This is a genomic window from Ralstonia edaphi (assembly GCF_958350185.1).
Lineage (GTDB): Bacteria > Pseudomonadota > Gammaproteobacteria > Burkholderiales > Burkholderiaceae > Ralstonia > Ralstonia edaphi.
Genome location: NZ_CATWHI010000004.1, coordinates 558,350 through 581,599, shown reverse-complemented (window position 1 = coordinate 581,599; position 23,250 = coordinate 558,350). Strand labels below are relative to the sequence as shown.

Below are 23,250 nucleotides of genomic sequence, written 5' to 3'. Positions count from 1 at the left end.
AGCGTTCAGTGGCGCTCGGCACCATGCCGCCACGCCACGGCCGCGCAGGCGAACTGCACCGCGCCGCCGCACAGCATGGCCACCCGCAAACCCGACGCGCCGCTGCCGCACACGGCATACACCGACCCCAGGATCGCCACGCCCAGCGTCGCCCCGCTCATGCGGGCCACGTTCACCAGCGCCGACGCCATGCCCGAACGCTCCGGCCCCACGGCACCCACTGCCGCACCCATCAGGGGCCCAGTGGCAAAGCCCATGCCGAGCCCCGTGAGGGCCAGCCCGATGGAAGCCGGTACCACCGATGCGGCGCCCGCAGACGCCCCCAACGTGAGCAGCCCCAGCGCGATGATGCCCACCCCGCCGGCCGTGGCCAGCCGAGCGCCAAGGCGGCGCGCCACCGTGCCCGACAAGGGCGATACCGCCATGAAGACCAGCGCCATCGGCATCAGCGCAATGCCCGCACCAATGACGTTGAAGCGCCCAGTGCTCTGCCACATGAGCGGCAGCAGGAACAGCGCGCCGTACATGCCGAACGTCATGCCGGCCGTGGCGACGATGGCGCCGCGAAACTCGCGCACGCGAAAGAGTTCCAGCGGCACCAGCGCCTCGCTGCCGTGGCGCGCCTCTACGTGGATGAACCACGCCAGCGCGATGAGCGCCACGGCCAGCACAGTCGCCGCCACAGCGGGTGCCTGATGCGCTTCGATGGCGGCAAAGGCCAGGCCGCCCAGCGTGATGGCGCCCAGCACCTGGGCCAGCGCATCGAAACGACGATGCGCGGCGTCGGACGATTCCGGTACGACCCGCACAGCCATGGCCATGATGGCCACGCTCACTGGCACCACCACCCAGAACACGGCGCGCCAGCCGAAGTGCGTGACCAGCACGCCGCCGGCCGTCGGCCCGATCGCCATGGCCAGGCCGTTGCACGCCGCCCAGACACCCAGCGCATGCGCACGTTCGCCTGCGTCGCGCCACACCACCCGCAAGATCGCCAGCGATGCCGGCAGCAGCAGCGAAGCGCCCACGCCCGCCATCGCCCGCGCGCCGATCAGCCACCCGATCGACGGCGCCAGCGCGCACAAGACCGATGCCACCGAGAACACTGCCGCGCCGAACACAAACGCCCGCCGTCGGCCGTAGAGGTCCGCCAGCAGGCCGCCGCTGAGCAGCAGTGCGGCATAGGCGAGGTTGTAGGCGTCGATCACCCACTGCAGCGGGCCGACCTGGGCATGGAAGAACTGGCCTATCGGGCGCACGGCCAGGTTGACGACGGCGGTGTCGATCTGCGCGATCAGCACGGCCATCGACAGCACGCACAGCACCAGGCGCTGATGTGTCGCGGTGTTGGCATGCGTTGGTTGCATCGTGATTCCATCCATCTCGGGGCCTTTGGTTTCTGGCTTTAGCAAGCGATGGCCCCAGCGTAGTGCCGGCACCCCGGGCAACGCTTCGATGCGTGTCGAAACATCGCGGCGCGCGGCTCCCTAGAATGGCCACATGACGAGGAGCCCGACATGTCGCATCCGAACAGCTTTTCCGGCACGGCCTTCCTGATTGCCGACCCGGCACGGGCGGCCATGCTGACGGCGTTGCTCGATGGGCGCGCGCTGCCTGCGGGCGAGCTGGCGCATGCAGCCGGCGTCACCGCGCAGACGGCCAGCACGCACCTGGCCAAGCTGCTCGACGGTGGCTTGCTGGTGGTGGAAACCGAAGGGCGGCACAAGTACTTCCGGCTGGCCGGCGCGCATGTGGCGCAAGCGTTGGAACACCTGGCGGCCATTACGCCCGCAGCAGCCGTGCGGCGCGCGACGCCCAGCCCAAAGGCGCGTGAACTTGGCTTTTGCCGCTGCTGCTACGACCACCTTGCGGGGCAGGTGGGCGTGGCCGTCACGCAGGCGCTGCAATCACGCGGTTACCTGCTGCCCATGCCCGACAAGCAGTACGAGATCACGCCAGCCGGCATCAGCTGGTTTGGCGATGTGGGGCTCGACGTGCGGACCATTCGCCCGACGCGCCGTGGGCTGGCGCGGCAATGCCTGGACTGGACGGAGCGCACGCATCACCTGGCTGGCCCGCTGGGCGTGCAGTTCCTGCGTCGCCTGTGCGATGTCGGATGGATGCTGCGCGCACGGGATTCACGCGCGGTGCTGGTCACGCCCAAAGGGTGGCAGGAGTTGCATCAGCGCCTGGGCGTGGATGAGGCGACGGTGCGAAGCCAGGCCGAGCACCGTCATGCATGAATGACGCCGTTGGTCAGTGCCCGGCAAAGGCCAGCACTTCCGGCAGGCGCGCAAGCAGTGCGTCGCGCGAGCGGATGCCGCCTGAGGTTGGCTCGACCTTGTCGTCCTGGATGAGGTTGGCAAACACGTACGTCTTGTCACCCTTTTTGGCCCAGCCGACAAACCAGCCGTAAGCGTGCGCCTGGTCCCACGTGCCGTCGGGCGACGTATTGCCCGGCGCCGGGCCGGCGGTGCCCGTCTTGCCCTGCACTGACCAGCCACCCGGCACCTGCCAAGTCTGCACGGTACGGTCGACCATCTCGTAGGTGCGCGTCGACACCGGCAACTGTCGATTGACGATCCGGCGCATGAAGCTGACTTGCTCCTCCGGGGATATCTTCAGCGACGAGGTGATCCACGAGCGGTCCATGCCGTTGTTCTTGCCCGGGTCGCCGCTCACGTCCATGTTGCCGTAGCCGAGCTTGCGCACGTAGGCCTGGAATGCTTGCGCGCCCATCGCATGCGTAATGCGCTGCGAATACCAGACCACCGAATACTTGAGCCACAGCGCCGGGTCGATGGGCTGGTGCCAGGCTTCACCGCCCCAGTCGGGGTCGCCGCGCCTGAAGTGCTCGACGGGGGTGTGCTCGTCTTTCAGGAAGCCGTGGTCAAAGCCCATGACGGCCAGTGCAAGCTTGAAGGTGGAAGCGGGGGTCACGCGCTCGTCGCACTTGCCTTCGTGCAAGACGGCCTTGCCCGTGGCGGCATCGGCCACGATCGTGCAGATCGGGTGCTCGGCGTGGGCAAACGTGGCAAGCGCGGCCAGCAAGGCACCGGTGGCGGCGTGGCGGAGTTTCATCATCGATCAACCTCATGTTGGGGGGAATACGGACAACTGCGCGGCAGCGTAGCAGCGAGGTCCCCGCGCTGCTGACCGCCACACGCGTAACGGCTGTAACGCCAGCGCGCCGGTGGAATAGCCGAGCAGAAAAGAAGGGCTTGCAAATTTTTCCGGGGCCGGTAGAATGCGCCGCTCACCTAGCCCAGGTGGCGGAATTGGTAGACGCACTAGTTTCAGGTACTAGCGGGTAACTCCGTGGAGGTTCGAGTCCTCTCCTGGGCACCAAGACACAGTCCCGAGCAGTTCAGGGGCGACAAAAAACCCGCGTGGCGATGAGCCTCGCGGGTTTTTTGTTGTCCGGGCATCGCCTCACATTGCGCCGATGGCGCCGCGCAGTGGGATACAAACATGCCGCATCGAAATCCGGCGGGCGCATGGGCCGCTGCGCCCCCTGCGTCAGCGGCCGTGCAGCGGCAAGACGAGCCGAAAACACGTGCCACGGCCAACTTCGCTACGCACGTCGATGTGCCCACCATGCTTGCGCACGATGCCGTAAGAGACGGACAAGCCGAGCCCCGTCCCCAGGCCAACGGGCTTGGTGGTGAAGAACGGGTCGAAGATGCGGCTGAGATGCTCGGGCCGGATACCGCCACCGGTGTCTTCCACCTCCACCCAGACGTTGCCTGCGTCGTGGCCCGTTCGCAATGTGATGCGCCCGTGGTCCTGAATGGCCTGGCCGGCATTGACCAGCAGGTTCATGAACACCTGGCTCAGTTGCGCGGGCCTGCACTCGATGTCGGGGATTCCGCCATATTCGCGCACCAGCTCGACCTTGTACTTGAGCTCATTCCAGACGATCTTGATCGTCGTTTCCAGACATGTTTCGAGATTGGCAAGCTGCGGCTGCGCTTCTTCCACATGGGAGAAATCCTTGAGGCCCTGCACGATCGTCTTGACCCGCTGCAGCCCCTCCTGGGACTCCGCCAACAGCGCCGGCACATCTTCACGCACGTATTCAAGATCGGCCGCCTGCTTGACCTGCGCAAGTGCAGCCCGCGTGGCCGGCGCCAACTCTGCCTCGTGGGATTCGTAGGCTGACAGCGCGTCGAGCAACCCCCCAACGTAGCGCTGCAAGCTGCCCAGATTGGCTTTGACAAACGAGACGGGGTTGTTGATCTCATGAGCCACGCCAGCGGCGAGCTGGCCGATCGACGCCATCTTTTCCGACTGCAGCAGTTGCCCTTGCGTCTGGGCCAGCTCGTGCAGCAGTTGCTCCTGGCGCGCACGCTCGGCCTGCAGTGCCTCGTGGGCCAAGGCAAGCTGCCACCGGTCACGCTGGAATTGTTCGACCGCGCGCGCCATCTGGCCGATCTCATCGTCGCCATCGACGGGTACCGCACTGGGCGCCCCGTCCGAATGCCCTTCGCGCAAGCTGCGGCTGACCTGCAGCAGGCGCTGAAGCACATGGCGCCCGAGCAGCCCGTAAGCCGCCAGGCAGGCAAATACGACGCTGGTGGCAAGCAGCGCGGTCACCCAGCGCTGATTGCGCTCCGAGACCACCGCCAACGCCTGCATCGCCTGCTGAAACGCCCGCGTGTGCTGCTCCGACACCTGCTGTGCCGAGACCACCATGGCCCCGGCCTGCATGTAGAGCGCATCCAAGGACCGGCGCCCGGCAAGACTGCGCTCGGATGCCGGCGCCTGCGCGGCTGCGGCAGTTCCGGCATGCTGCAGCTCGCTTTCCCACCACTGCGCGACGATGTTGACGACGTTGCGAAACAGCTGGGTCGACTGATGCAGATCGAGCACTTCAATGTCGTCGTCGGTTGCGGCAAGCCGTTCGGACAACTGCTCGAACGCCTCAAGGTTGCGCAGGATCTCGGCATAGTGCCGTCGCAGCGCTTCCACCGATGAGGTTTTTTCCAGCTGCGCCGATTCGCGCTCGATCAACAACGTGCGCTGAACGAGTTCCTGCGCCTCGCGCAATTGCATGAGCTGCTCGCTGGCGAGCGCGCGGGTCGCTTCCGCCGACGTGCGCAGCGCGTAGACCGCCGTGATGCCGCCTGCCGAGATCAGCAGCGCCAGCATGGCCACGACCAGCGTGAATTGACGCCCGAGCGATCTGGGCCACAGACCATACCCCGGCGTGCGCGCCCATCGGATGGCAGCGGCTGCGCTGAACATTCAACGGCCCCATATCCGGCGATACACGGCCCGGTAGCCGTTGTCGGGGTCGTATTGCCCGAGCGGTCCGCCATCGAAGGCGACGTTCTTGGCCGTCACCAGATGCACGGGGGCCACATAGCCGGTGACTGCCTGATGGGCCAGCAGCCGGTTCACTTCGTCCACCAGTTGCCAGCCTTGCAGGTTCAACGGCTCGGCCACCGTGCTGGTCTGAAACGCCCCCGCCTGGATGCGCAGGAACGCGGCGGCGCTGCCGTCGCCGGCAGACAGCATGTGGATGCCGTCGGGCTTGCCGGCGCGGGTCAGCTCGGCGGCCGCGTAATCGAAGTAGATGTCGTTGATGGCCAGCCCATGCGTCCACACACGGCCATACCGTTCCAGCAGACGTCGCATGACGGCTGGCATGGCCTGCGCACTGCCCGAGATCGGTACGTCCTCGACGGCCAGCAAGCGGCAGCCCGTGCATGCGCGGATCACCTCTGCCATGGCCGCAGCCTTCGCGCTGGCGATCTGGAAGTTGGAATCGGTAAAGATGACCACGTTGGCGTGGCCGGCAGATTCCACGACAGCCGCCATGGCCGTGAGGCGGGCGACGGCCATCGGGTCGGTGGAGACATTGATGGCGATCGGGCTGTCCGCGATGGTGCCGGCCGTTGCGGCAACGTGCCAGCCAACCACCGGCCTGCCCTGCTGCACGAAGGGCGACAGCTCTGCCTGCATCGCGCGCGCGTCGCCCCCAACGAGCACGACGCCGTCCGGTTGCAGCGCCCGGGCCGATGCCATCGCACGCTTGCGGCCCTCCGGCGTCCCGCCGGCGTCATAAACGCGGATTTTCCAGCCGATGGCGCCAGCGGCCTCCTTGATGCCTTTCGCAACGCCGAGGATGCCGCCGTTGCGCAGGTCTTCACTCACGACGGCGAGCGTCATGCCGGCCCGCGCTCGAGGACCTGTCTGGGGACCATCCCACGCCGCCCCGTGTTCGCTGGCGCGCGCGACGATCTGCTGCATGCGCGCGTCGTCGGCGGAGCCCCCGGAGGCCATCGCGTGGCCTGCCATCGCTCCCCACCCGAATGCGCACAGCAGGTACGCCAACATTCGCTTGCCGTTGCCGGTGACTGCGACCATCGCTGCCTCCCGAGGGTCATGCTTCATGCTGCTGGCGGCGTGTCTGCCGCATCCGTCGCATTGGGCACGGGCGCATAGACAAGAATCGCGAACGGCACATCCTCGTGGGTTTCGAAGCGCCTGATCTGCAAGACCTGGTGCGCACTGACGGTGCTGTCCCGTGTAATGAGCAGCACACCGCGCCGCGTGAGGAGATCATCGGCCAACCGCATGCCTTCCCGCAGTTCGGCTGCAGAGATCTGCCGCACAGGCATCACCTCGCCCTGCTGTCTGAGCACGGCGACGAAGCGCACGACCACGTCGGGGTCATAGCGCAGGCCCGATTGCGCCTTGACCATCTCCAGCGCTTGATCGCCCGATACGTGGTCCTTGATGATCTCGCCTGCCAGAAGCCCTTCGAAATCGCGAGCGACCGCCAGGATGCGTGCACCGATCGGGATGGCCGCTCCGGCCAGTCGGTCGGGTGTCCCGCGTCCATTGAAGCGTTCGTACTGGTGCCGGATGATTTGCGCGACGTTCTCCAACTGGGGCACGGGTGTGAGCACCATCTGGGCACGCAGCGGATGCTGATAGAACTGCTGCGCCTGTTCAGCCGTGAGCCTGTCGAGCGACGTATGCAGCAGCGCATCGGGCAGCGACAACTTGCCAATGCCGTGCAGCAGGCCAGCGTGGAAAATGTCCTGCACCTGCAGCCCCGTCAAGCCGCATTCAATGGCAATGCGGCGCGCCAGATCGGCCACCCGCAAGGACTGGCGCGCCATGGCACCGCAGCGCATCTCGATCATGCTGGCGCATACCTTGACCATATTCGTGAAGTTCGCTTTCTGGTCGCGCTGGGCACCTTCCAGGAACATCACGGTCTGGCGAATTTCTTCGGTGCGGGCCAGCACCTGGGTTTCAAGCCCGGCATTCAATTGCTGCAGCGTCTCGTTCTGCCGCTGCGTCAACTCGCTCAGGCGCCGGGCCTCGCATGCGAGCATGCGCTGCTCGATCGCATGCCTGACGGTCAGCAGCAGATCCTGGTCGTCCCACGGCTTGTTGAGGTAGCGATAGACGCCGCCTTCGTTGATGGCCCGCACGGCGGAGTCGACTTCGGAGTAGCCCGTCAGCAGGATCCGCATGATGTCCGGATAGCGTTCGCGAGCACGTGCCAGGAACTCGGCGCCGTTCATGCCGGGCATCCGCATGTCGGAAATGATCAGGTCCACCGGATACACCGATAGCATGTCCAGTGCGGCCGCACCGCCCTCGGCGGTGATCACGCGGTACCCCGTGGGCCGCAGCAGCCTGCGCAGCGACGAGAGCACGCCTGGCTCATCGTCCACCAGCAGGATCAACGGCGTGGCATCCGCAGGCGTTGCAGAAGCGGGCGCAGTGTCAGGCTGCGCAGCGGCCTGGGCGTCGGGTGCGCTCGCTTGCGCAGTGGCTTCGTCGTAAACAAGCATGGCTGGCGTCTCTCGGTTCGATGGCTGGCGGGGCGCGTTCAGAGCGCCTGCAGGAATTGCTCCAGCGCGTGCTTCATTTTTCGGATGGCGGTCTCGGGCAACAACATCACCAACTGGGCCACAAAGCCGCCGCGCTCAAGCGTGAATCGCACTTCCAGCAACAGCGCCACATCCCAACGATCGAACTGCTCGCCGGACAGTGCTTGCTGGAGCACCGCAGCCGGAACGAAGCTTGGCCGCGAGAAGGACAGATTGCGTCCGAGTTGCTCGAAGACGCTTCGTACGCAGGCACCGACAAGCAAGTTGGCGATGTCGGACAGGGCTTCGCTTTCGCTGTTCACGTCGGCATCGTCGTAGCCCATCAGTTCTTCGAGTTCTTCGCGGCCGTCCTTGCCGAACAGCACGATCGCCTCGCCCGAAATGTCGGACTGAAACGCCTGCCGCACCGGTGACGGCGCGTCGCCTGCCATGTCGCGGCCCAGAAGCTCAGCCTTGAGTTGCGCCGCGTTGACGAGTTTGATGCCCGGGACCGAGAGCGTCACAAACGCGCCCAGCAGTTCCGCCAGCGCCGCGCCCGCCTTGCCCATCCCGATGTTGGCGATTTCCTGCAGAGCGTCGCGCTGGTCTTCATTCAGTGTCAGGTCATTCATAGAGCCCGTACCCCCGCAGGATCGGAACAATGCGCTCGGCAGAGACCGGCTTTGGAATGAAGCCGATGGCGCCGAGGTCCTTGACGCGCTCGACGGCGCCGGACTGGATGTCGGCGGACACCACGATGACGAAGGCGTCTTCGCCGGCCTTGCGGATATGTTCGAGCACCTGGAAGCCGTCCATGTCGGGCATGGTCAGATCGAGAAAAACGACCGTGCCCTTGCCGGCGCGAAACAGCTCCAGGGCTTGCGCACCGTTGGAGGCCTGCGTGACCTCGACATCCCAGTCGTCTGGCAAGGCGTTGATCAGAAGCTTGCGCGCCAACGATGAATCATCGGCAACCAGCACAGGTAGCGCCATGGTGTGTCCCCCTTCAGGCGTGAAGCGCGAGGCTTACGTTATGGCCAGCGCAGTCGCGGCCGGCGGTTGTTGTTCGAGAGGCGGGGCATCCGGCCCGCGTCGGGGCAAGGTCACACGAAAGGTTGTGCCCACACCCACCGTGCTCGACACGTCGATGCGTCCGCCATGCGCCGTGACAATGCCGTAGGTGAGCGACAGCCCCAGGCCGGTGCCCTTGCCGACCGGCTTGGTGGTGAAGAACGGATCGAAGATGCGCTTCAGGTTTTCGGGCGCGATTCCGCTGCCCGCGTCGGCCACCTCAAACCAGATCGATGCGTCGTCGGTTGCATCGACGCCGGTGCGGACGGTAATGGTGCCGCGCTCGCCCCCCTGTGTGCCTTTGCCCGCATACGACTGCGCCGCGTTGACCACCAGGTTCAGCACCACTTGGTTGATCTGCGACGGGATGCAGGTTACGGGCGGCAGCTCGCTGTACTCGCGCACGAGGTCGGCCTGGTACTTGATCTCGTTGTGGACGATGTTGAGCGTCGACTCGATGCAGCGGTGAATGTCCACCTGATCCCACTGGTGAGCGCTGTCCACGCGTGAGAAGTCGCGCAGGTCCACCACAATGTCGCGCACACGGGTCAGGCCTTCCTGCGATTCCGCGACCAGCGCCGGACCATCTTCGGCCAGGAATTCGATGTCGGCCGCCTGCGCAAGCGCCAGCAGCTGGGCATCCAGTGCGGGCGCGTGTTGGCCGATCAGCTGATCCAGGCTACGTGCGTAATCGAGCAGCGTGCTCATGTAGCGCTGCAAGCTGTTCAGGTTCGAGAGCACGAACCCCACGGGGTTATTGATCTCGTGCGCAATGCCGGCGGCAAGCTGGCCAATCGCGGCGAGCTTTTCGGACTGCAGCAACTGCTGATGCGCCTGGGCGAGTTCTTCATTCAGCGCTGAGAGCTGGGCGTTGCGCACGGTCAGCTCCTGCAGTGCATCGGTGACCGTTTTTTCGCGCTTCTTCAGTTCACCATATGCCAGGCACACGTCCGTCGCATCGAGCAGGGTAATGCCCACCGCGATGACCACACCATTTCCGTCTTCGATCGGAATAAAGCTGCAGTTCTGCTGCATCCATTCAATCGTGTCGGTAATGGGCCGCGTGTGCCGAAAACGGAACAAATACGGGCGGTGCTCCCAGGAAGTGTACGCAGAGACACCCAGAACAAATACGCTCTCGATTTTCTTGCGCAACCATTTCTCGGGTAACTCCGGAAACAGGGCAAACATGTCCTTACCGATCACATCGTCGCCGGAGAAACCACTGTGATATTGCATAAAGCGGTTCCACGACAGAATGTGCATTTGACGATCCACAGAAAACACGCCGCAACTTACCAATTGCGCAATGGCGTCGGATAACTGGGGTTGGGTAATGTCCGGCATGTTTGGCATGCTTCCTGCAAGACGGGAGTTCGCTGTCGACCCCCTGCTGATTCCGGGGCCGTTTGTGTATTTATCGACAGGATTTTTGCCCAGGCAGATGCGTATAAATCCCTATTAAGGCGGGAATATCGGCGTTACCTGCATCGGTCGCAAAATAATCTAGAGTTCAGTCCGACACACTCCGCGTGCGTAATACGGACGTTTGCCGGACATACTGCCCCGTGGCGCTCCCATTCATGCGGCGAAGGGAGACCGTCACTTGCCGGAGAATGATCCAGCCAAGGAGAGAGGCATTTGGAGCACCTTCTCACCAGCAGCCTCCTTGAAGCCGACCTTGAGGCGACTGCCCACATTGCGCAAATCCTGCGTGCCGTGCGAAGTCATTTGGGAATGCCGTTCGCGTTCGTCTCCGAGTTTGTCGGGACGGAGCGGGTTTTCCGGTATGTCGATAGCAGCGCCGAACATCCTCCCTTCAGCGCGGGCGATTCCGGCCCCCTTGCCGACAGCTATTGCGCCCGAGTGATCGACGGCCGCCTGCCGCCGCTGATCCAGGACGCCGCCGACCTGCCAGCCGCGCGCGCGTTGCCCATCACCGCCGCATTTCCCGTCGGCGCTCATATCAGCGTGCCGATTCAATTGGCCGACGGCACCGTGTTCGGCACGTTCTGCTGTTTCAGTGACCAACCGGATGACTCACTGAACTCCCGCGACCTGGAGCTCATGACCGCGTTCGCTGGCGTGATCGCGCGCCAGATCGAACGACATAAGGCCGCGACACGGCAGATCAGCGAAAAGCTGTCGCGCGTACAACGGACGATCGAAGACGACCAGCTCTCCATCTTCTTTCAGCCCATACGGTCTTTGGTGGACGGACGCCTGGTCGGACTCGAGGCGTTATCGCGGTTTCCCGGCGGGCAGCAACGGCCCCCGTATCGCTGGTTTGCGGATGCCTGGGAAGTCGGTCTTGGCGTTGAACTCGAAATGCTTGCCATCAAGAAAGGCCTGCACGCATTGCACGCGATTGGCGGTGCCTATCTGGCAGTGAACGTCTCTCCTGCCACGGTGCTCAGCGGCAAGCTGGAAGCGTTGGTACATGACGTTCCACCTCATCGCCTCGTCCTGGAAATTACCGAGCATGCCCTGGTCGACGACTACCCCAGCCTGCACGAAGCGCTTCTGCCGCTGCGTCGCCACCTGATCCGTATCGCCATTGACGACGCCGGGTCGGGTTACTCGACGATGAACCACATCATTGCGCTCAAACCGGATCTCATCAAACTCGACGCCTATCTGACGACCAACCTGGAAGACGACCCGATCAAGCGCGCGCTCCTGAAGGCCATGGTGACGTTCGCCAATGAAATACGGTGCGACCTCGTCGCCGAAGGTATCGAGACAGAACCTCAGAGAACAATGCTGGCCGACCTTGGCGTCCGTAACGGCCAAGGCTATCTGCTGGGGCGTCCGGGCCCGCTCGAAGCCATTTCTGCGAGCGCGCCGGTGTAATGCCGGCATGACAAAGCACGGAATATTCAACCATCACTCGGCCGCCCTCAGCTAGGACTGAGCTACCCGGTTGCGAGATCCAGAAGCTGCCGTCGCTGCCGTGGCTGGACCCGTCCAGCGCGCTGCATATCCTGCGCATCGTGCAGGAGTGCATTGCCCCGCATCAAGCCGTAACGGCTTCCTGCATCCCAAGCAGGGCCAATGCCCGTGCAACACACTCTTCAACGGATTGCACGCCGGTATCCACCATCAACTGTGGATGTAACGGCGGCTCGTAGGGCTCGCCAACGCCCGTGAGATTGGCGATCGTTCCGGCTCGGGCCATGCGGTACAAACCCTTCGGGTCGCGCGCTTCACACACCGGCAGCGGTGTCGCGACATGCACCTCGAAGAAGCGTGACGCGCCCACCATCTGTCGCGCGCGCTCCCGGTCTTCACGGTATGGCGAGATGAGTGCAGCAATGGCCCACGTCCCGGTGTTGTTCATCTGCGCGCACCACTGCGCCACGCGGCGCGCGTGTTCGCTGCGATCCGCGCGCGAGAAACCAAGGTCCGCGCAGAGCTGCTGGCGCAAGGCACCGCCATCGAGTACGCGACACGGCAGGCCGCGCGACGTCAGCGTCTCGGCCACGGCCAGCGCCAAGGTGGTTTTGCCGGCGGCGCTCAGCCCGGTCAGCCAGAGTGTGGAAGGTGTGGGTTGCATGTCATGTAGCCCGCCGCAGATGCGCCATCGCGCTGCCACGGCGGGTTCAACTGGCCTGGTGCAACCCAGTATACGAACGCTGTACGGCGCCGCTCTGTAGAACAAGTGTGCTACAGCGCGCCGCCGGACGGTGCATTTACAATTCCGACACCTTGTCGCTGACGGCGCTGGCTCCGAGTCGCTCCCGGCTTATCGGACGCGTCAGACGCGACCGAGGCACATTCGGCAGATTGGATTCAAGCAAAAGGCCCGCGGTATTCCTGCGGGCCTTTTGCTTTTTTGACATGCCGGGCGGACGACTCACCAGCCGTGGAACCGCGCCCACGTCTGCACCGCACCCCGCGACGACACCGCCTGGTATTCCGGGAACTGCGCGCCCGTGGCGCACGCATGGTTCGGCAGCACACGCAGCTTCGTGCCGACCGGGAAACGCGCCACGAGGTCGTCACGCACCGAGCCATCGCTGGCCGCCAGAATGCCGTGCTCCTGGTTCGCGCCGATGAGCGTCAGCCCCTCCAACGGCGTGCCGTCTAGCGCGCACGGCTGCCCATAGCCAAAGTCATGCGACTGCTTGGCGGTGCCACGGTCGCGGCTCATCGCCATCCATCCGGCGTCGACAATCACCCAGCCTTTGTCGGGCTGATGGCCGATCACGGTGGTCAGCACGCTCAGCGCAATCTCGTCCATCGCGCACACCCCCACGTTGTGCATAACCAGATCGAAGAACACATAGACGCCGGCGCGCACCTCCGTCACGCCTTCGAGGTGCTCGGTGGCCAATGCCGTTGGCGTGGAACCTACGCTCACCGCTGCGCAGGGCACCCCGGCTTCGCGCAGACGCTGTGCCGCGCGCACGCAACCGGCACGCTCCTGCTCGGCCAGGGCAGCCAGCGCGGCACGGTCGTTCAAGTCGTAGCTGGAGCCGGCATGCGTCATGACGCCGCCCACGTCGAGGCCGCCGTCCTTCAGGATGCGGCCGACATCCAGCAGCGCGTCCTGCTCGGGCGTGATGCCGGAGCGGTGCCCATCGGTATCGACTTCGATCCACACCTCGCAGCGCTCGCCGTGTGTGCGGGCGTAGTCGACCACAGCGTGGGCCGCCTCTGCGTTGTCGACCACAAGCTTGAGATCGCAGCCGCGCTTGCGCAGCGCCATCGCGCGCGGCAACTTGGTGGCCACAATGCCCACCGCGTAGAGGATGTCCTTGATGCCGGCGGCAAAGAAGGCCTCGGCCTCCTTCAGCGTGGAGACGGTAATGCCCTGCGCGCCGGCCGCCAGCTGGGCGCGAACCACATCGAGGCACTTGGTGGTCTTCACATGCGGGCGGAATTTCACGCCCAGCGCGTTCATGCGGTGCTGCATGCGGGCGATGTTGTGCTGCATGCGCGGCAGGTCGATCAACGCTGCGGGCGTGTCGATGGTTTCCAGTGTGTACGTGTCGGGGGTCATGGTTGCATCCTCATGCGGCAAAACGGCGGGCCCAGGGCAGCAGGTCGTCCAGCGTGGGTGAGGTGATTTCCGGCAGTTGTGCTCCCTCCACCGGCGTCAGCCCGATTCGGTTGTGCCAGTACGTGCGCAGGCCGACCACCGCCGTGCCGAACATGTCGTAGCTGGAGCCGGCAACAAACGCCGCGTCGGCTGCGTCCACGCCAAGCTGTTCGAGCGCCATGCGATATGGCTTCGGGTCAGGCTTGTACACACCGGCCTGCTCAGCCGTGATGACGACATCCCAGGTGACGGGCAACAGCGCGGCGGCTTGCCGGCCCAGCCGCTCCGAGCAGTTGGTGACCACGGCCAGCTTGCAGTGCGGCTGGAGTTCAGCCAGCGCTTGCGCAGCACCGCTCCACGGTGTGAGCTGCAGCCAATTGGCTTCCAGCGCTTCGGGCGCGGAAGCCGGCAAGCCGACGTTCTGCGCGGCCTGCCGCACCATCGCTTCGTAAGGAACGTACGCGCCGCAGCCGTACGTGAGCCGGAGATACTCGGCACGCCATGTGCGGCCCGCCTGCTCGGAACCGGCGGCGCGGTTCCACAGCGACCACGAATCGAGCAACGCGGTCAGCAGATCGAAGAGGATGGCCTTGGGATAGCCGGAGTCGGGAGAAACGGTAGAGGCGGTGGAAGCGTTCACGCTGGTGACCTGCAAATCGGTGGACATCGATGCAACCGATTGTAGGCACCGCGCACCGGCTTTCGGTGAAGCCAGCTTGAATCAAAGATTCAGTGCCGCCACATCAAGCACGCCAGGGTGGCTGCGGCTTGAAACGGCTCTGCAACGCCTGCATGAAGTGACGCGTACGTTGCGGCAACCCCGCGCGGTTGTGCGTGAGGGCGATCACGTTGGCGTCCGGCGCCTTCCAGGCGGGGAGCAATCGCACGAGGCGGCCTGCGCGCAGGTCGTCGGCGACATCCCATTCCGAGCGCAGGATCACGCCGCGCCCTTCGCACGCCCACTGGCGGATGACATCGCCGTCGTTGCAGATGAGCTGCCTGGGCACGCGCACGCTGCGGCTCGTGCGGCCCTTGCTGAAGTGCCAGAGCGACACGTCTTCCTTGTTCTCGCGCAGCACGATGCAGGGCAGCGCGGCAAGGTCATCGGGCGTTTCCGGCAAGCCGAAGCGCTTCACAAAAGCGGGTGACGCGCAGACAAAGCGCGCGTTCGGCGCAATCGCATGGCCGACCAGGTTCGACACCTGCAATGCGCCGATATGCACCACCACATCAAAGCGGTCCGCCGCTTCGACAAGAGGCGCATCGGAGAGCGCCAATTCGATGTCGACATCAGGATGTTGCTGCTGAAAATCCGCAATGACGGGCGCCACGTAGCGTCGCCCAAACCCCAGCGGGGCATTCACCTTGAGCGTACCGACCAGGCCGCCCCGGCGTGTGTGCAAATCCTCCGACAGCGCGTCGAGCTGACGGATCAGCTCCGCCCCACGCTCGCACAGCAGCGCGCCCTCTTGCGTAAAGCGCAGGCTGCGCGCGGTGCGATCGACCAGCCGTGTGCCCAGCTTTTTCTCCAGCTGCTGCAAGCGCTGCGACACGGCCGACGGCGTCAGATCCAACGCGCGCGCCGTCGCCACCAGGCTGCCGTTGTCCTGGATGGCGAGCAGGAAACGCAGGTCGGCGGAATCCGTCATGAATTACTTACCGGCAAAGCGGTCCGTTGCGGCCAGCAGCTGATCGAGAATGCCCGGTTCGGACCACGCATGGCCGGCCCCTTCGATCAGGTGGAAGTCCGAATCCGGCCACGCCTGATGCAGCGCATAGGCATAGCGCGCGGGGCATGGCATGTCGTAGCGGCCATGCACGATCACGCCAGGAATGCCCGCCAGCCGGTGCGCCTCGCGCAGCAGCTGGCCTTCTTCGAGCCAGCATTGGTGCGTGAAGTAGTGGTTCTCCAGCCGCGCGAAGGCCAGGGCGAAATGGTCGTCGGCGTGCTTCGCGCTGTTGGCGGGGTCGGGCAGCAGCGTGATGGTCTCGCCTTCCCACACGCTCCACGCGCGGGCGGCTTCGATCTGCCTGGCGGTGTCGTTGCCGGTCAGCACCTTGCGATAGGCGGCAATCATGTCGCCGCGCTCGGCCTCGGGAATGGGCGCCTGGAAGCGTGCCCATTTCTCGGGAAACATCTCCGACACGCCGTACTGGTAATACCAGCGCAGCTCGGCCTGCGTGACCGTGTAGATACCACGCAGCACCAGTTCGCTCACATGCTGCGGATACTTCTGCGCGTAAGCGAGCGCCAACGTCGAGCCCCACGAGCCGCCGAAGACGAGCCAACGTTCCGCACCGGCAATGGCGCGCAGGCGTTCGATATCGGCCACAAGGTGCCACGTCGTGTTGGCCTCCAGGCCCGCATGCGGCGTTGATCGCCCGCAGCCACGCTGGTCGAACAGCATCACGTCGTAGCGTGCCGGATCGAACACGCGGCGGTGGTCTGCCGAAACACCACCGCCCGGCCCGCCGTGCAGGAACACCGCCGGCTTGGCACCGGGCGTGCCGACGCGCTCGTAATAGATCGTGTGGCCATCGCCCACGTCCAGCATGCCGGTTTCATATGGTTCGATTGGGGGATACAGCGTGCGCAGTGCAGACATGGTCGGTCCTGTCGAAAGGTTGCCGGGAGAATGGGCTGATTCTACAGACGGGTTTCCGCTTGCACATATTTTTGAACGACGTATAAAATTGCACGTCGTTTAATGATAGCGAGCCCACCATGTCGTCCAGTCCGTCCCCCATCGAAGCCGGCCGCCGCGAACGCAAGCGCAACCAGACGCTGGACCACCTGGCGGCCACGGCCTTTTCCCTGTTCGAACAGTACGGTTACGACGCCGTGACGATGGAGCAGATTGCCGCGCAGGCCGATGTGTCCAAGGGCACGCTGTACAACCACTTTCCAGTCAAGGAAGCCCTGCTGGCACACCAGTTCCACGCCGAGCTTGCGGCGGGCGGCGCGCAATTGCGTACGCAGATCGAGGCTCAGCCGGATTTCGCGTCGCGCCTGGCGGTGCTGCTCTCCGCCTCGGCCGATTGGTGCACCGTGCGCCGGCCCTATTTGGCCGCGTATTTCCGCTACCGCTTTGCCAGCGCCGACCTGGCCGCCCGCAACCGTGACGCAGACAAGCGCAGCGGGCTCGAAGCGGTGTTCATGGCACTCATCGACACAGCGCAGCGCTCAGGGGAACTCGACACGCGGCTCGATGCGGAGCACCTCGCGGCGCTCTTCGAGTACTTGTATCTCGGCGCGCTGATGCGCTGGCTTGCACGTCCGGACACCGACCTGCACGCGGGTTTCTCCGCCGTCATCGACCTGTTCCTGCACGGCATGGCCCGCAAGGAGGCGTGATGAACCCGCTCGTGCTCGATTGGCCGGCTGCGGCGGCGGCCGGCGCCGCAGTGGTGGGCGGCAAGGGCTGGCAGCTTGGCCGGATGGCGATGCTCGGCGTGCCGGTGCCCGATGGTTTCGTGCTGGCCGCAGATGCCAGCCGGGGGCGTAGTCGCGGAGATGCGGTGCCCGACGCCGTGCTGGCTGCCATCACCGAAGCGCTGACGGCGCGCGGCTGGCAGAACACGCCGCTGGCTGTGCGTTCGTCCGCGCCGCAGGAGGATTCCGCGCAACGCTCGTTCGCGGGCATTCATGAGACACGCCTGAACGTCATCGGGGCGCAGGCGCTGGCGGACGCGGTGCGCGCCGTGTGGGACTCCGCGCACGCACCGCAGGCGCTGGCATACCGCGAGCGCTTCGGCATCGACACCACTGATCTGGCGATGGCCGTAGTCATCCTGCCGATGCTGCCGGCGGTGGCCGCAGGAATCGCCTTCACGGGCGACCCGCTCACAGGCCGCGACGACCACATCGTCATCAACGCGCACTGGGGCCTGGGCGAAGCGCTGGTGGGCGGCCAGGCCGATGGCGACGTCGACCGGCTCGAAGTCGCGCCGCAAGACGACACGCTGCGCGTGGTTGAACGCCAGATCGGCACGAAGCGCCACGTGACGTGCGCGCTGACCGAAGGCGGCACGGCACTCGCCGACACCGCGACAGAAGACGCCCGCCGCGCCGTGCTGGACGCCGCGCAGCTCACCGCCTTGGCCACGGTTGCACGCGACACGGCCCGCGCGCTCGACTTTGCCCGGCCCCGCTACGACATCGAATGGGTGTGGGACGGACATCGCTTCTGGATCGTGCAGGCGCGCCCGATCACCACGGCCGCGCGCTCCACCTACCCCGCCCTGCAAACCCAGCCGACGTTCTGGACGCGCGGCAACACGCGCGAGGTGTTCCCCGCGCCGCTGTCGGCCATCGACTGGTCGCTGTACGGCCATGCGGCCAACCGGATGCTGACGCTGGCGTACTCGCTGGCGGGCTACGCGCTGCTGCCGGGCCTGGAGCGCGCCAGGCTCTTCGGCGGCCACGTGTATCTCGATGTTTCGTTGATGCAGTGGGAGGCGTTTGACGCGTTCGGCATTGCGCCCGATGCCATCAACCGCATGCTGGGCGGCACGCAGCCCGAGATTGCGCTGCCCCGCACCACATGGCCGCAGCGGCTGGCGCGCGGCGCACGGCTCGTGCGATATCTATTGAGAGCAGGCGCGGCGCGCCGCCATGCGCAGAGCGATCTGAACCGGGCCCGCAAGCAAGCCGCGCAATGGCGTGAAGACGCATGGCCAGAAACAACCGCCGAGCTGGCCACCTGCCTGCGCGAGCGCTTCAACATTACCCGCCGCGCAGACAGCCTGTTCTTCCTGCAGGGCTCGGCGGGCGGCGCCGTTTCGGGGCTGGTTGACGTGATCGAAAAACAGTGCCCCGGCGAGGGCCACGCGCTGGCCGCCGCGCTCATGGCCGGTGCAGAACCCAGCGTCACCGCGCAGCAGAGCTACGACCTGATGGCGCTGGCACAAACGGCCGCCGCCGACATCGAAGCGCTCCCCTGGCTTCGCGCCGAGAAGCGTATCGGCGCGCAATGGGCGCAGCAGCTGCCGCCGCACAGCCCGTTCCGCCAGCATTTCAGTGCGTTTCTGGAGCGCTACGGCCATCGCGCCATTGAAGAAAGCTACTTCCGCCACCCGCGCTGGCGCGAGCAGCCGGACTACTTGCTGGACCTCGTGGCCGGACTGATCGGCAGCGATGCGCGCGCCGTGCGGCAACGGCAGCAGGCGGCGTCTGAGCGCGCGTGGGCGCGCCTGCCGTTCTGGCTGCGACCGATCGTGCGCGGCATGCTCAAGAGCGCCGTGCGCGACAGCAACCAACGCGAAGCGGCACGCAGCGCGCTGGTGGCGTATCTGGAGGCGTTGCGCACCGGCCTGCTGAAGCTGGCTGACAGGCTGACCGGCGACGAAGGGCTCGATGCGCCCGAAGACATCTTCAACCTGACGCTGGACGAATGCGTGGCCGCGGGCACCGGCGCGTTGCCGCTGCGCTTTGCCGCCCTGGGTGCGCGCGCACGCTGCCAGCAGTTGAGCGATTGGGCCGCCCGGCAGGAGCCGGACATCGTTACCGAACATGGCGAGGCGGCGGTCGCGGCCGCTGCGCCAATCGCCCTGGCTGGAGATACCTGGACCGGCACCGCCGTCGGCGCAGGCTCGGCACAGGGGCTGGCACGGCTGGTCGACCACGCTGCCGCCGGCACGGCGTTGCAAGCGGGCGACATCCTGGTCGCGCCTAGCACCGATCCGGCGTGGACGCCGCTGTTCCTGAAGGCCGGCGCGCTCGTCATGGAAACCGGCGGCTACCTGTCGCACGGCGCCATCGTGGCGCGCGAGTTCGGGATTCCGGCGGTGGTGAACCTGCCGGGCATCCGGGCCCGGTTGAAAGACGGCGAGACGATCCGCGTGGATGGCAACGCCGGCACGGTCAGCAAAGTGGCCGGTTAGCCACCCACATGTGGTCACGAGGCGACACTGGTAAATGCGGTTTGCTGCGCCGCAATATTCGGACTAACATTCGGGTATTCCCTACTAGGGTTATCCCTAAATCAGTCCTCAGAAGGAATCGCCATGAACACCGTCGCTCTCAAAGCCGCCCGCACCTCGCGTTTCGCCCGTTTCTGGCAGATCGTGCGCCGTGAAGCCAGCCGCGCCGTCGCGCTGCACGTGGAAAGCTGCGGCATGATGGCCGAGCTGTATCGTCGTTCGGGCCACTAAGCCAAATCGCACAGCACGCGCAAATAGGGCGCCGCCATCGCCGGTGCGGCACTGCGTGCTCAGACGCAGATCAGGTCTCGCTCCACTGCCGCATCAGGTTGTGATACACGCCGATCAGCGTGCGGCGCGCAGTGGCATCGGCGTCGGTCTGGTTGAGCGTCTGGATGGCGTTGTCCAGGTCGAACAGCATGGCGCGCTGCGCGTCGTCGCGAATCAGGCTCTGGATCCAGAAGAAACTCGCTACGCGCACCCCGCGCGTGATGGGCGTGACCTGATGCAGGCTCGTTGCCGGATAGACGACCAGGTCGCCGGCATTGAGCTTGACGCTGTGCATGCCATAGGTGTCTTCGATCTGCAGTTCACCGCCGTCGTAGCTGGCGGGGTCTGACAGAAACAGCGTGGCCGAGATATCGGTACGTAGCTTCGTACCGTTGTGCGGGTGGATGCGCACGCTGCCATCGACGTGCGCGCCGAAAGTCATGCCCTCGCCGTAGCGGTTGAACATCGGCGGGTACACCACGTTGGGCAACGCCGCGCTGATGAAGCGCGGGTGCCGCTCCAGCACGCTCAGGATGAGCTGCTGGCACTGCAGGGCCACTTCCGCGCCCTCGTCGATCTGCTGGTTGACCTTGACCGGCGCCCCCGAATATCCGGCCGACACGCGGCCATCCACCCAGGCGTCGCCCGCGTTGTCGAGCAGATCGCGCAGCGCAGCCACCTGCGCGGCGTTGAAGACGTTCGGAATGCAGACCAGCATGGCGCTCGAAGAAAACGGGGATGCAGCCGAGGGCCCATCCCCCAGCCATTACATCCGATACACCACCGACAGCATCGCCGCACGGCCGGTGCCCGGCACGGCGCGGCCGCCATCGGACGGAATCAGCGCATCGTAATACGTCTTGTTGAACACGTTGAACAGGTTCAGACGCACGTCGTATTTCGGTTGGTGGTAGGCCAGCATCGCATCCCAGCGCACGAAGCCGCCCACCTGCACCGTGTCTGTGTTGTTGGCGTAGCGCTGCGACATGTAGAACGCGCCTGCGCCCACTTCCCAGTTCGGCAGGACGGCGTAGCTCGTCCACACCGTCGCGGCGTGCTTGGGCGTGTTGGCCGGCGTCATGCCCTGCGTGCCCGCGGCGATGCCGTTGACGATCTGCGCATCCAGGTACGTATAGCCCGCGAAGATCTGCAGCTTGTCGGTGACGTGGCCCGTGGCACCCAGGCGCGCACCGCGCACGCGAATCTTGCCTGCCGAGGTGTACGTCGTGCTGTCGATCTGCGTGCGGGCGTTGTCCTTGGTGATCTGGAACAGCGCCGAGCTGACCGACAGGTCGCCGTTGAGCAGATCCCACTTGCCGCCGGCCTCGTACGACTTGTTCTTCTCCGGGTCCAGCCCCTGCTGGCCCGTGGTGCCGACGAGTTGTTCCAATGACGGGTTGAACGACGTGCCGTACGACACGTAGTACGACTGCCAGTCCGTCGGCTGCCAGATCCCGCCGAGGCGCGTGCTGACAAAGTTCACGGTCTGCTGCGCGTACGGCAGCGCGGTGATCTTGGCCGACGCCGGCGTGTTCGCCGAATTCAGCGAGTTCGAAATGCTCGCGATATAGCGGTCATAGCGCAGGCCGGCGACGGCCTTCCATTGCTTGTTGAATTCGACCGAATCGTTGAAGTACGCCGCTACCGTGTTGGCCGAGCCGCCCTGCAGGTTGCCCAGGCTCGACGGCGTGCTCGCCGGCGACGTGGTGTAGCTCGGGCTGACCAGCGGTTCGCACGAGACAAAGCCGCTCGTCATGCTCGACTGCGCCAGCGGCGTGCCGTTGCACGAACCGTTGCGATAGTAATTCTGGTTGTCGTAGCCGTCGTGGCCGAACTCGGTGCCGACCAGCAGCGTGTGCTTGACCGAACCCGTATCGAACTTGGCCGTCAGCTCGGTCTGGTTGAACAGCGAGTAATCACGGATGCGGCGGTCGTGGCTTTGCAGGCGCACCGACAAGGCCGAAAGCGGCAGATTGCTGTTGGTCAGCGCCGTGAACACGCCCGACGAATTGACCGTACCCACCGCGTTGGGCGCCGTCTCGCGCGCATCGGTCTGCACGTAGTTGAACTGCGTCTGGTTGCGCAGCCGCAGGTTGGGCGAGAACTTGTGATCGATATTGGCCGAGAACGACGCCACGTCCTGCGTGGTGCGGTCGTCGGTGTAGCCGTAGTACGTCTTGGGGCTGACGTTGACCGGGTGGCCGTTGAGGTTCGGCAGGCCGTAATCGGGCATGTCGCGGTTGTGCTGCAGCAGCGCGGACAGCGTCACCTCGGTCGGCGTGCCGATGCCGAAACGCCACGACGGGGCGACGCCGAAATCCTGCGCGGTCATCTCGTCGCGCGTGCTCGTCTTGCCGTTCTGCGCCATCGCGGCGATGCGGAAGGCCGAGGTGTTGGACGTCGGCGTGTTGACGTCGGCGGTGGCGCGCACCAGGCCATTGGTGGTGACCGAACCGGTGATTTCCATGGCGGCCTTCAGCTTCGGCTTCTTCGTCACCTGGTTGATGACGCCGCCCGTCGAACCGCGGCCGAACAGCATCGACGACGGACCCATCAGCACTTCCACCGAATCGAGGGCGAACAGGTCGCGGTAGTACTGGCCGCGATCCCGGAAGCCGTCGAGGTAGATGTCGGTACGCGCAGAGAAACCGTTCAGGTTGATGTTGTTGCCGATCTGCCCGCCTTCGGCCGCACCAATGGTGATGCCCGGCACGTTGCGCAACGCATCGGCCAGCGAGCTGCCGCCTTGCGCGTCGGTCAGCGCCTTGGGCACGACCGTCACCGATTGCGGCACATCGCGCAGGTTCTCGGGCAGCTTGGAAATGGAGCTTTTGGCGGCGTTGTAGTCGTCGCGCGGGGCAGCGCCCTTTACAACGGCTTCCGGCAACGTGGCGGTGGCGGGTGCCTGCGCAAGCGTGGCCTGCTGGGCAAGTGCGACGGTGGGCGTGGCAAACAGGGCCAACAGGGCGCTGGCGACGGGCGTGCGGCGGTTCATTGCGTGGTTTCTCCGGCGGCGCTCTTCTGTTGAGTGCCAGCCGCTCCGGAACGCCCTCCTGCGCCCGTGCCGCCGTGCACGAGAGCGCACTACGTATTGCGGACGCAAATATA

The 23,250-nt window shown here is 65.4% G+C and carries 20 protein-coding genes and 1 tRNA gene; 6 read left to right on the top strand and 15 right to left on the bottom strand.

Going from position 1 to position 23,250, the window contains the following annotated elements:
• Positions 1-5 precede the first annotated feature (5 nt).
• Positions 6-1,367: an MFS transporter gene (locus R2669_RS17500; RefSeq protein ID WP_316901468.1), complete on the bottom strand. Its 1,362-nt coding sequence runs from the start codon at positions 1,365-1,367 to the stop codon at positions 6-8.
• Positions 1,368-1,517: 150 nt separating this feature from the next.
• Here R2669_RS17500 and R2669_RS17495 point away from each other — a divergent pair, with 150 nt between their 5' ends.
• Complete coding sequence (locus tag R2669_RS17495) at positions 1,518-2,243, top strand: ArsR/SmtB family transcription factor (RefSeq protein WP_147214873.1); 726 nt, start codon at positions 1,518-1,520, stop codon at positions 2,241-2,243.
• A 13-nt stretch (positions 2,244-2,256) separates the two neighbouring features.
• Here the strand turns inward: R2669_RS17495 and blaOXA are convergent, their stop codons facing one another.
• Positions 2,257-3,084, bottom strand: a complete 828-nt coding sequence (gene blaOXA / locus R2669_RS17490) for an OXA-22 family class D beta-lactamase (RefSeq protein WP_316901466.1) — start codon at positions 3,082-3,084, stop codon at positions 2,257-2,259.
• Between the two features lie 179 nt (positions 3,085-3,263).
• On the opposite strand from blaOXA, the gene R2669_RS17485 reads away from it, so the two are divergent.
• Positions 3,264-3,348, top strand: a tRNA-Leu gene (locus tag R2669_RS17485).
• A 171-nt stretch (positions 3,349-3,519) separates the two neighbouring features.
• Here R2669_RS17485 and R2669_RS17480 read toward each other — a convergent pair.
• The 6 genes from R2669_RS17480 to R2669_RS17455 form a co-directional block, all read right to left on the bottom strand.
• Positions 3,520-5,247 carry an ATP-binding protein gene (locus R2669_RS17480; RefSeq protein WP_316901465.1) on the bottom strand — a complete coding sequence of 576 codons (1,728 nt, stop codon included), beginning with the start codon at positions 5,245-5,247 and terminating at the stop codon, positions 3,520-3,522.
• Positions 5,248-6,303, bottom strand: a complete 1,056-nt coding sequence (locus tag R2669_RS17475; protein WP_430708807.1) for a substrate-binding domain-containing protein — start codon at positions 6,301-6,303, stop codon at positions 5,248-5,250.
• A 92-nt stretch (positions 6,304-6,395) separates the two neighbouring features.
• Positions 6,396-7,817 (bottom strand): response regulator c-di-GMP phosphodiesterase, NosR family, encoded by a 1,422-nt coding sequence (gene nosR, locus R2669_RS17470; protein ID WP_316901464.1) that lies wholly within the window; start codon positions 7,815-7,817, stop codon positions 6,396-6,398.
• A 38-nt stretch (positions 7,818-7,855) separates the two neighbouring features.
• Positions 7,856-8,467, bottom strand: a complete 612-nt coding sequence (locus tag R2669_RS17465; RefSeq protein ID WP_147214878.1) for a chemotaxis protein CheC — start codon at positions 8,465-8,467, stop codon at positions 7,856-7,858.
• Positions 8,460-8,828: a response regulator gene (locus R2669_RS17460; RefSeq protein WP_147214880.1), complete on the bottom strand. Its 369-nt coding sequence runs from the start codon at positions 8,826-8,828 to the stop codon at positions 8,460-8,462. The genes R2669_RS17465 and R2669_RS17460 overlap by 8 nt, the downstream gene beginning before the upstream one ends.
• Before the next feature lie 33 nt (positions 8,829-8,861).
• On the bottom strand, positions 8,862-10,253 hold the full coding sequence (locus R2669_RS17455) for an ATP-binding protein (RefSeq protein ID WP_316901463.1): 1,392 nt from the start codon (positions 10,251-10,253) through the stop codon (positions 8,862-8,864).
• Between the two features lie 294 nt (positions 10,254-10,547).
• On the opposite strand from R2669_RS17455, the gene R2669_RS17450 reads away from it, so the two are divergent.
• Positions 10,548-11,759 carry a sensor domain-containing phosphodiesterase gene (locus R2669_RS17450; RefSeq protein ID WP_316901462.1) on the top strand — a complete coding sequence of 404 codons (1,212 nt, stop codon included), beginning with the start codon at positions 10,548-10,550 and terminating at the stop codon, positions 11,757-11,759.
• Positions 11,760-11,922: 163 nt separating this feature from the next.
• Here R2669_RS17450 and cysC read toward each other — a convergent pair whose 3' ends face one another.
• The 5 genes from cysC to pip form a co-directional block, all read right to left on the bottom strand.
• On the bottom strand, positions 11,923-12,462 hold the full coding sequence (gene cysC, locus R2669_RS17445) for an adenylyl-sulfate kinase (RefSeq protein WP_316901461.1): 540 nt from the start codon (positions 12,460-12,462) through the stop codon (positions 11,923-11,925).
• A 300-nt stretch (positions 12,463-12,762) separates the two neighbouring features.
• A complete protein-coding gene (locus tag R2669_RS17440) occupies positions 12,763-13,911 on the bottom strand; it encodes a DSD1 family PLP-dependent enzyme (RefSeq protein WP_316901460.1) in 1,149 nt (382 codons plus the stop codon).
• A 10-nt stretch (positions 13,912-13,921) separates the two neighbouring features.
• Entirely contained in the window at positions 13,922-14,617 is a 696-nt protein-coding gene (locus R2669_RS17435; RefSeq protein ID WP_430708805.1) for an HAD-IA family hydrolase, read from the bottom strand.
• A 76-nt stretch (positions 14,618-14,693) separates the two neighbouring features.
• Positions 14,694-15,599, bottom strand: a complete 906-nt coding sequence (locus tag R2669_RS17430; RefSeq protein ID WP_316890397.1) for a LysR family transcriptional regulator — start codon at positions 15,597-15,599, stop codon at positions 14,694-14,696.
• 3 nt (positions 15,600-15,602) lie between these two features.
• A complete protein-coding gene (gene pip / locus R2669_RS17425; protein ID WP_147214892.1) occupies positions 15,603-16,556 on the bottom strand; it encodes a prolyl aminopeptidase in 954 nt (317 codons plus the stop codon).
• Between the two features lie 119 nt (positions 16,557-16,675).
• On the opposite strand from pip, the gene R2669_RS17420 reads away from it, so the two are divergent.
• The 3 genes from R2669_RS17420 (at position 16,676) to R2669_RS17410 (ending at position 20,103) form a co-directional block, all read left to right on the top strand.
• On the top strand, positions 16,676-17,305 hold the full coding sequence (locus R2669_RS17420; RefSeq protein ID WP_316890399.1) for a TetR/AcrR family transcriptional regulator: 630 nt from the start codon (positions 16,676-16,678) through the stop codon (positions 17,303-17,305).
• Positions 17,305-19,833, top strand: coding sequence for a PEP/pyruvate-binding domain-containing protein (locus R2669_RS17415; protein WP_316901458.1), 2,529 nt, complete (start codon positions 17,305-17,307; stop codon positions 19,831-19,833). The genes R2669_RS17420 and R2669_RS17415 overlap by 1 nt, the downstream gene beginning before the upstream one ends.
• Before the next feature lie 123 nt (positions 19,834-19,956).
• Positions 19,957-20,103, top strand: coding sequence for a hypothetical protein (locus R2669_RS17410; RefSeq protein ID WP_186829277.1), 147 nt, complete (start codon positions 19,957-19,959; stop codon positions 20,101-20,103).
• Between the two features lie 70 nt (positions 20,104-20,173).
• Here the strand turns inward: R2669_RS17410 and R2669_RS17405 are convergent, their stop codons facing one another.
• A complete protein-coding gene (locus R2669_RS17405; protein ID WP_147214895.1) occupies positions 20,174-20,860 on the bottom strand; it encodes a Fe2+-dependent dioxygenase in 687 nt (228 codons plus the stop codon).
• Between the two features lie 48 nt (positions 20,861-20,908).
• Positions 20,909-23,137 carry a TonB-dependent receptor gene (locus tag R2669_RS17400; RefSeq protein WP_316901456.1) on the bottom strand — a complete coding sequence of 743 codons (2,229 nt, stop codon included), beginning with the start codon at positions 23,135-23,137 and terminating at the stop codon, positions 20,909-20,911.
• Positions 23,138-23,250 lie beyond the last annotated feature (113 nt).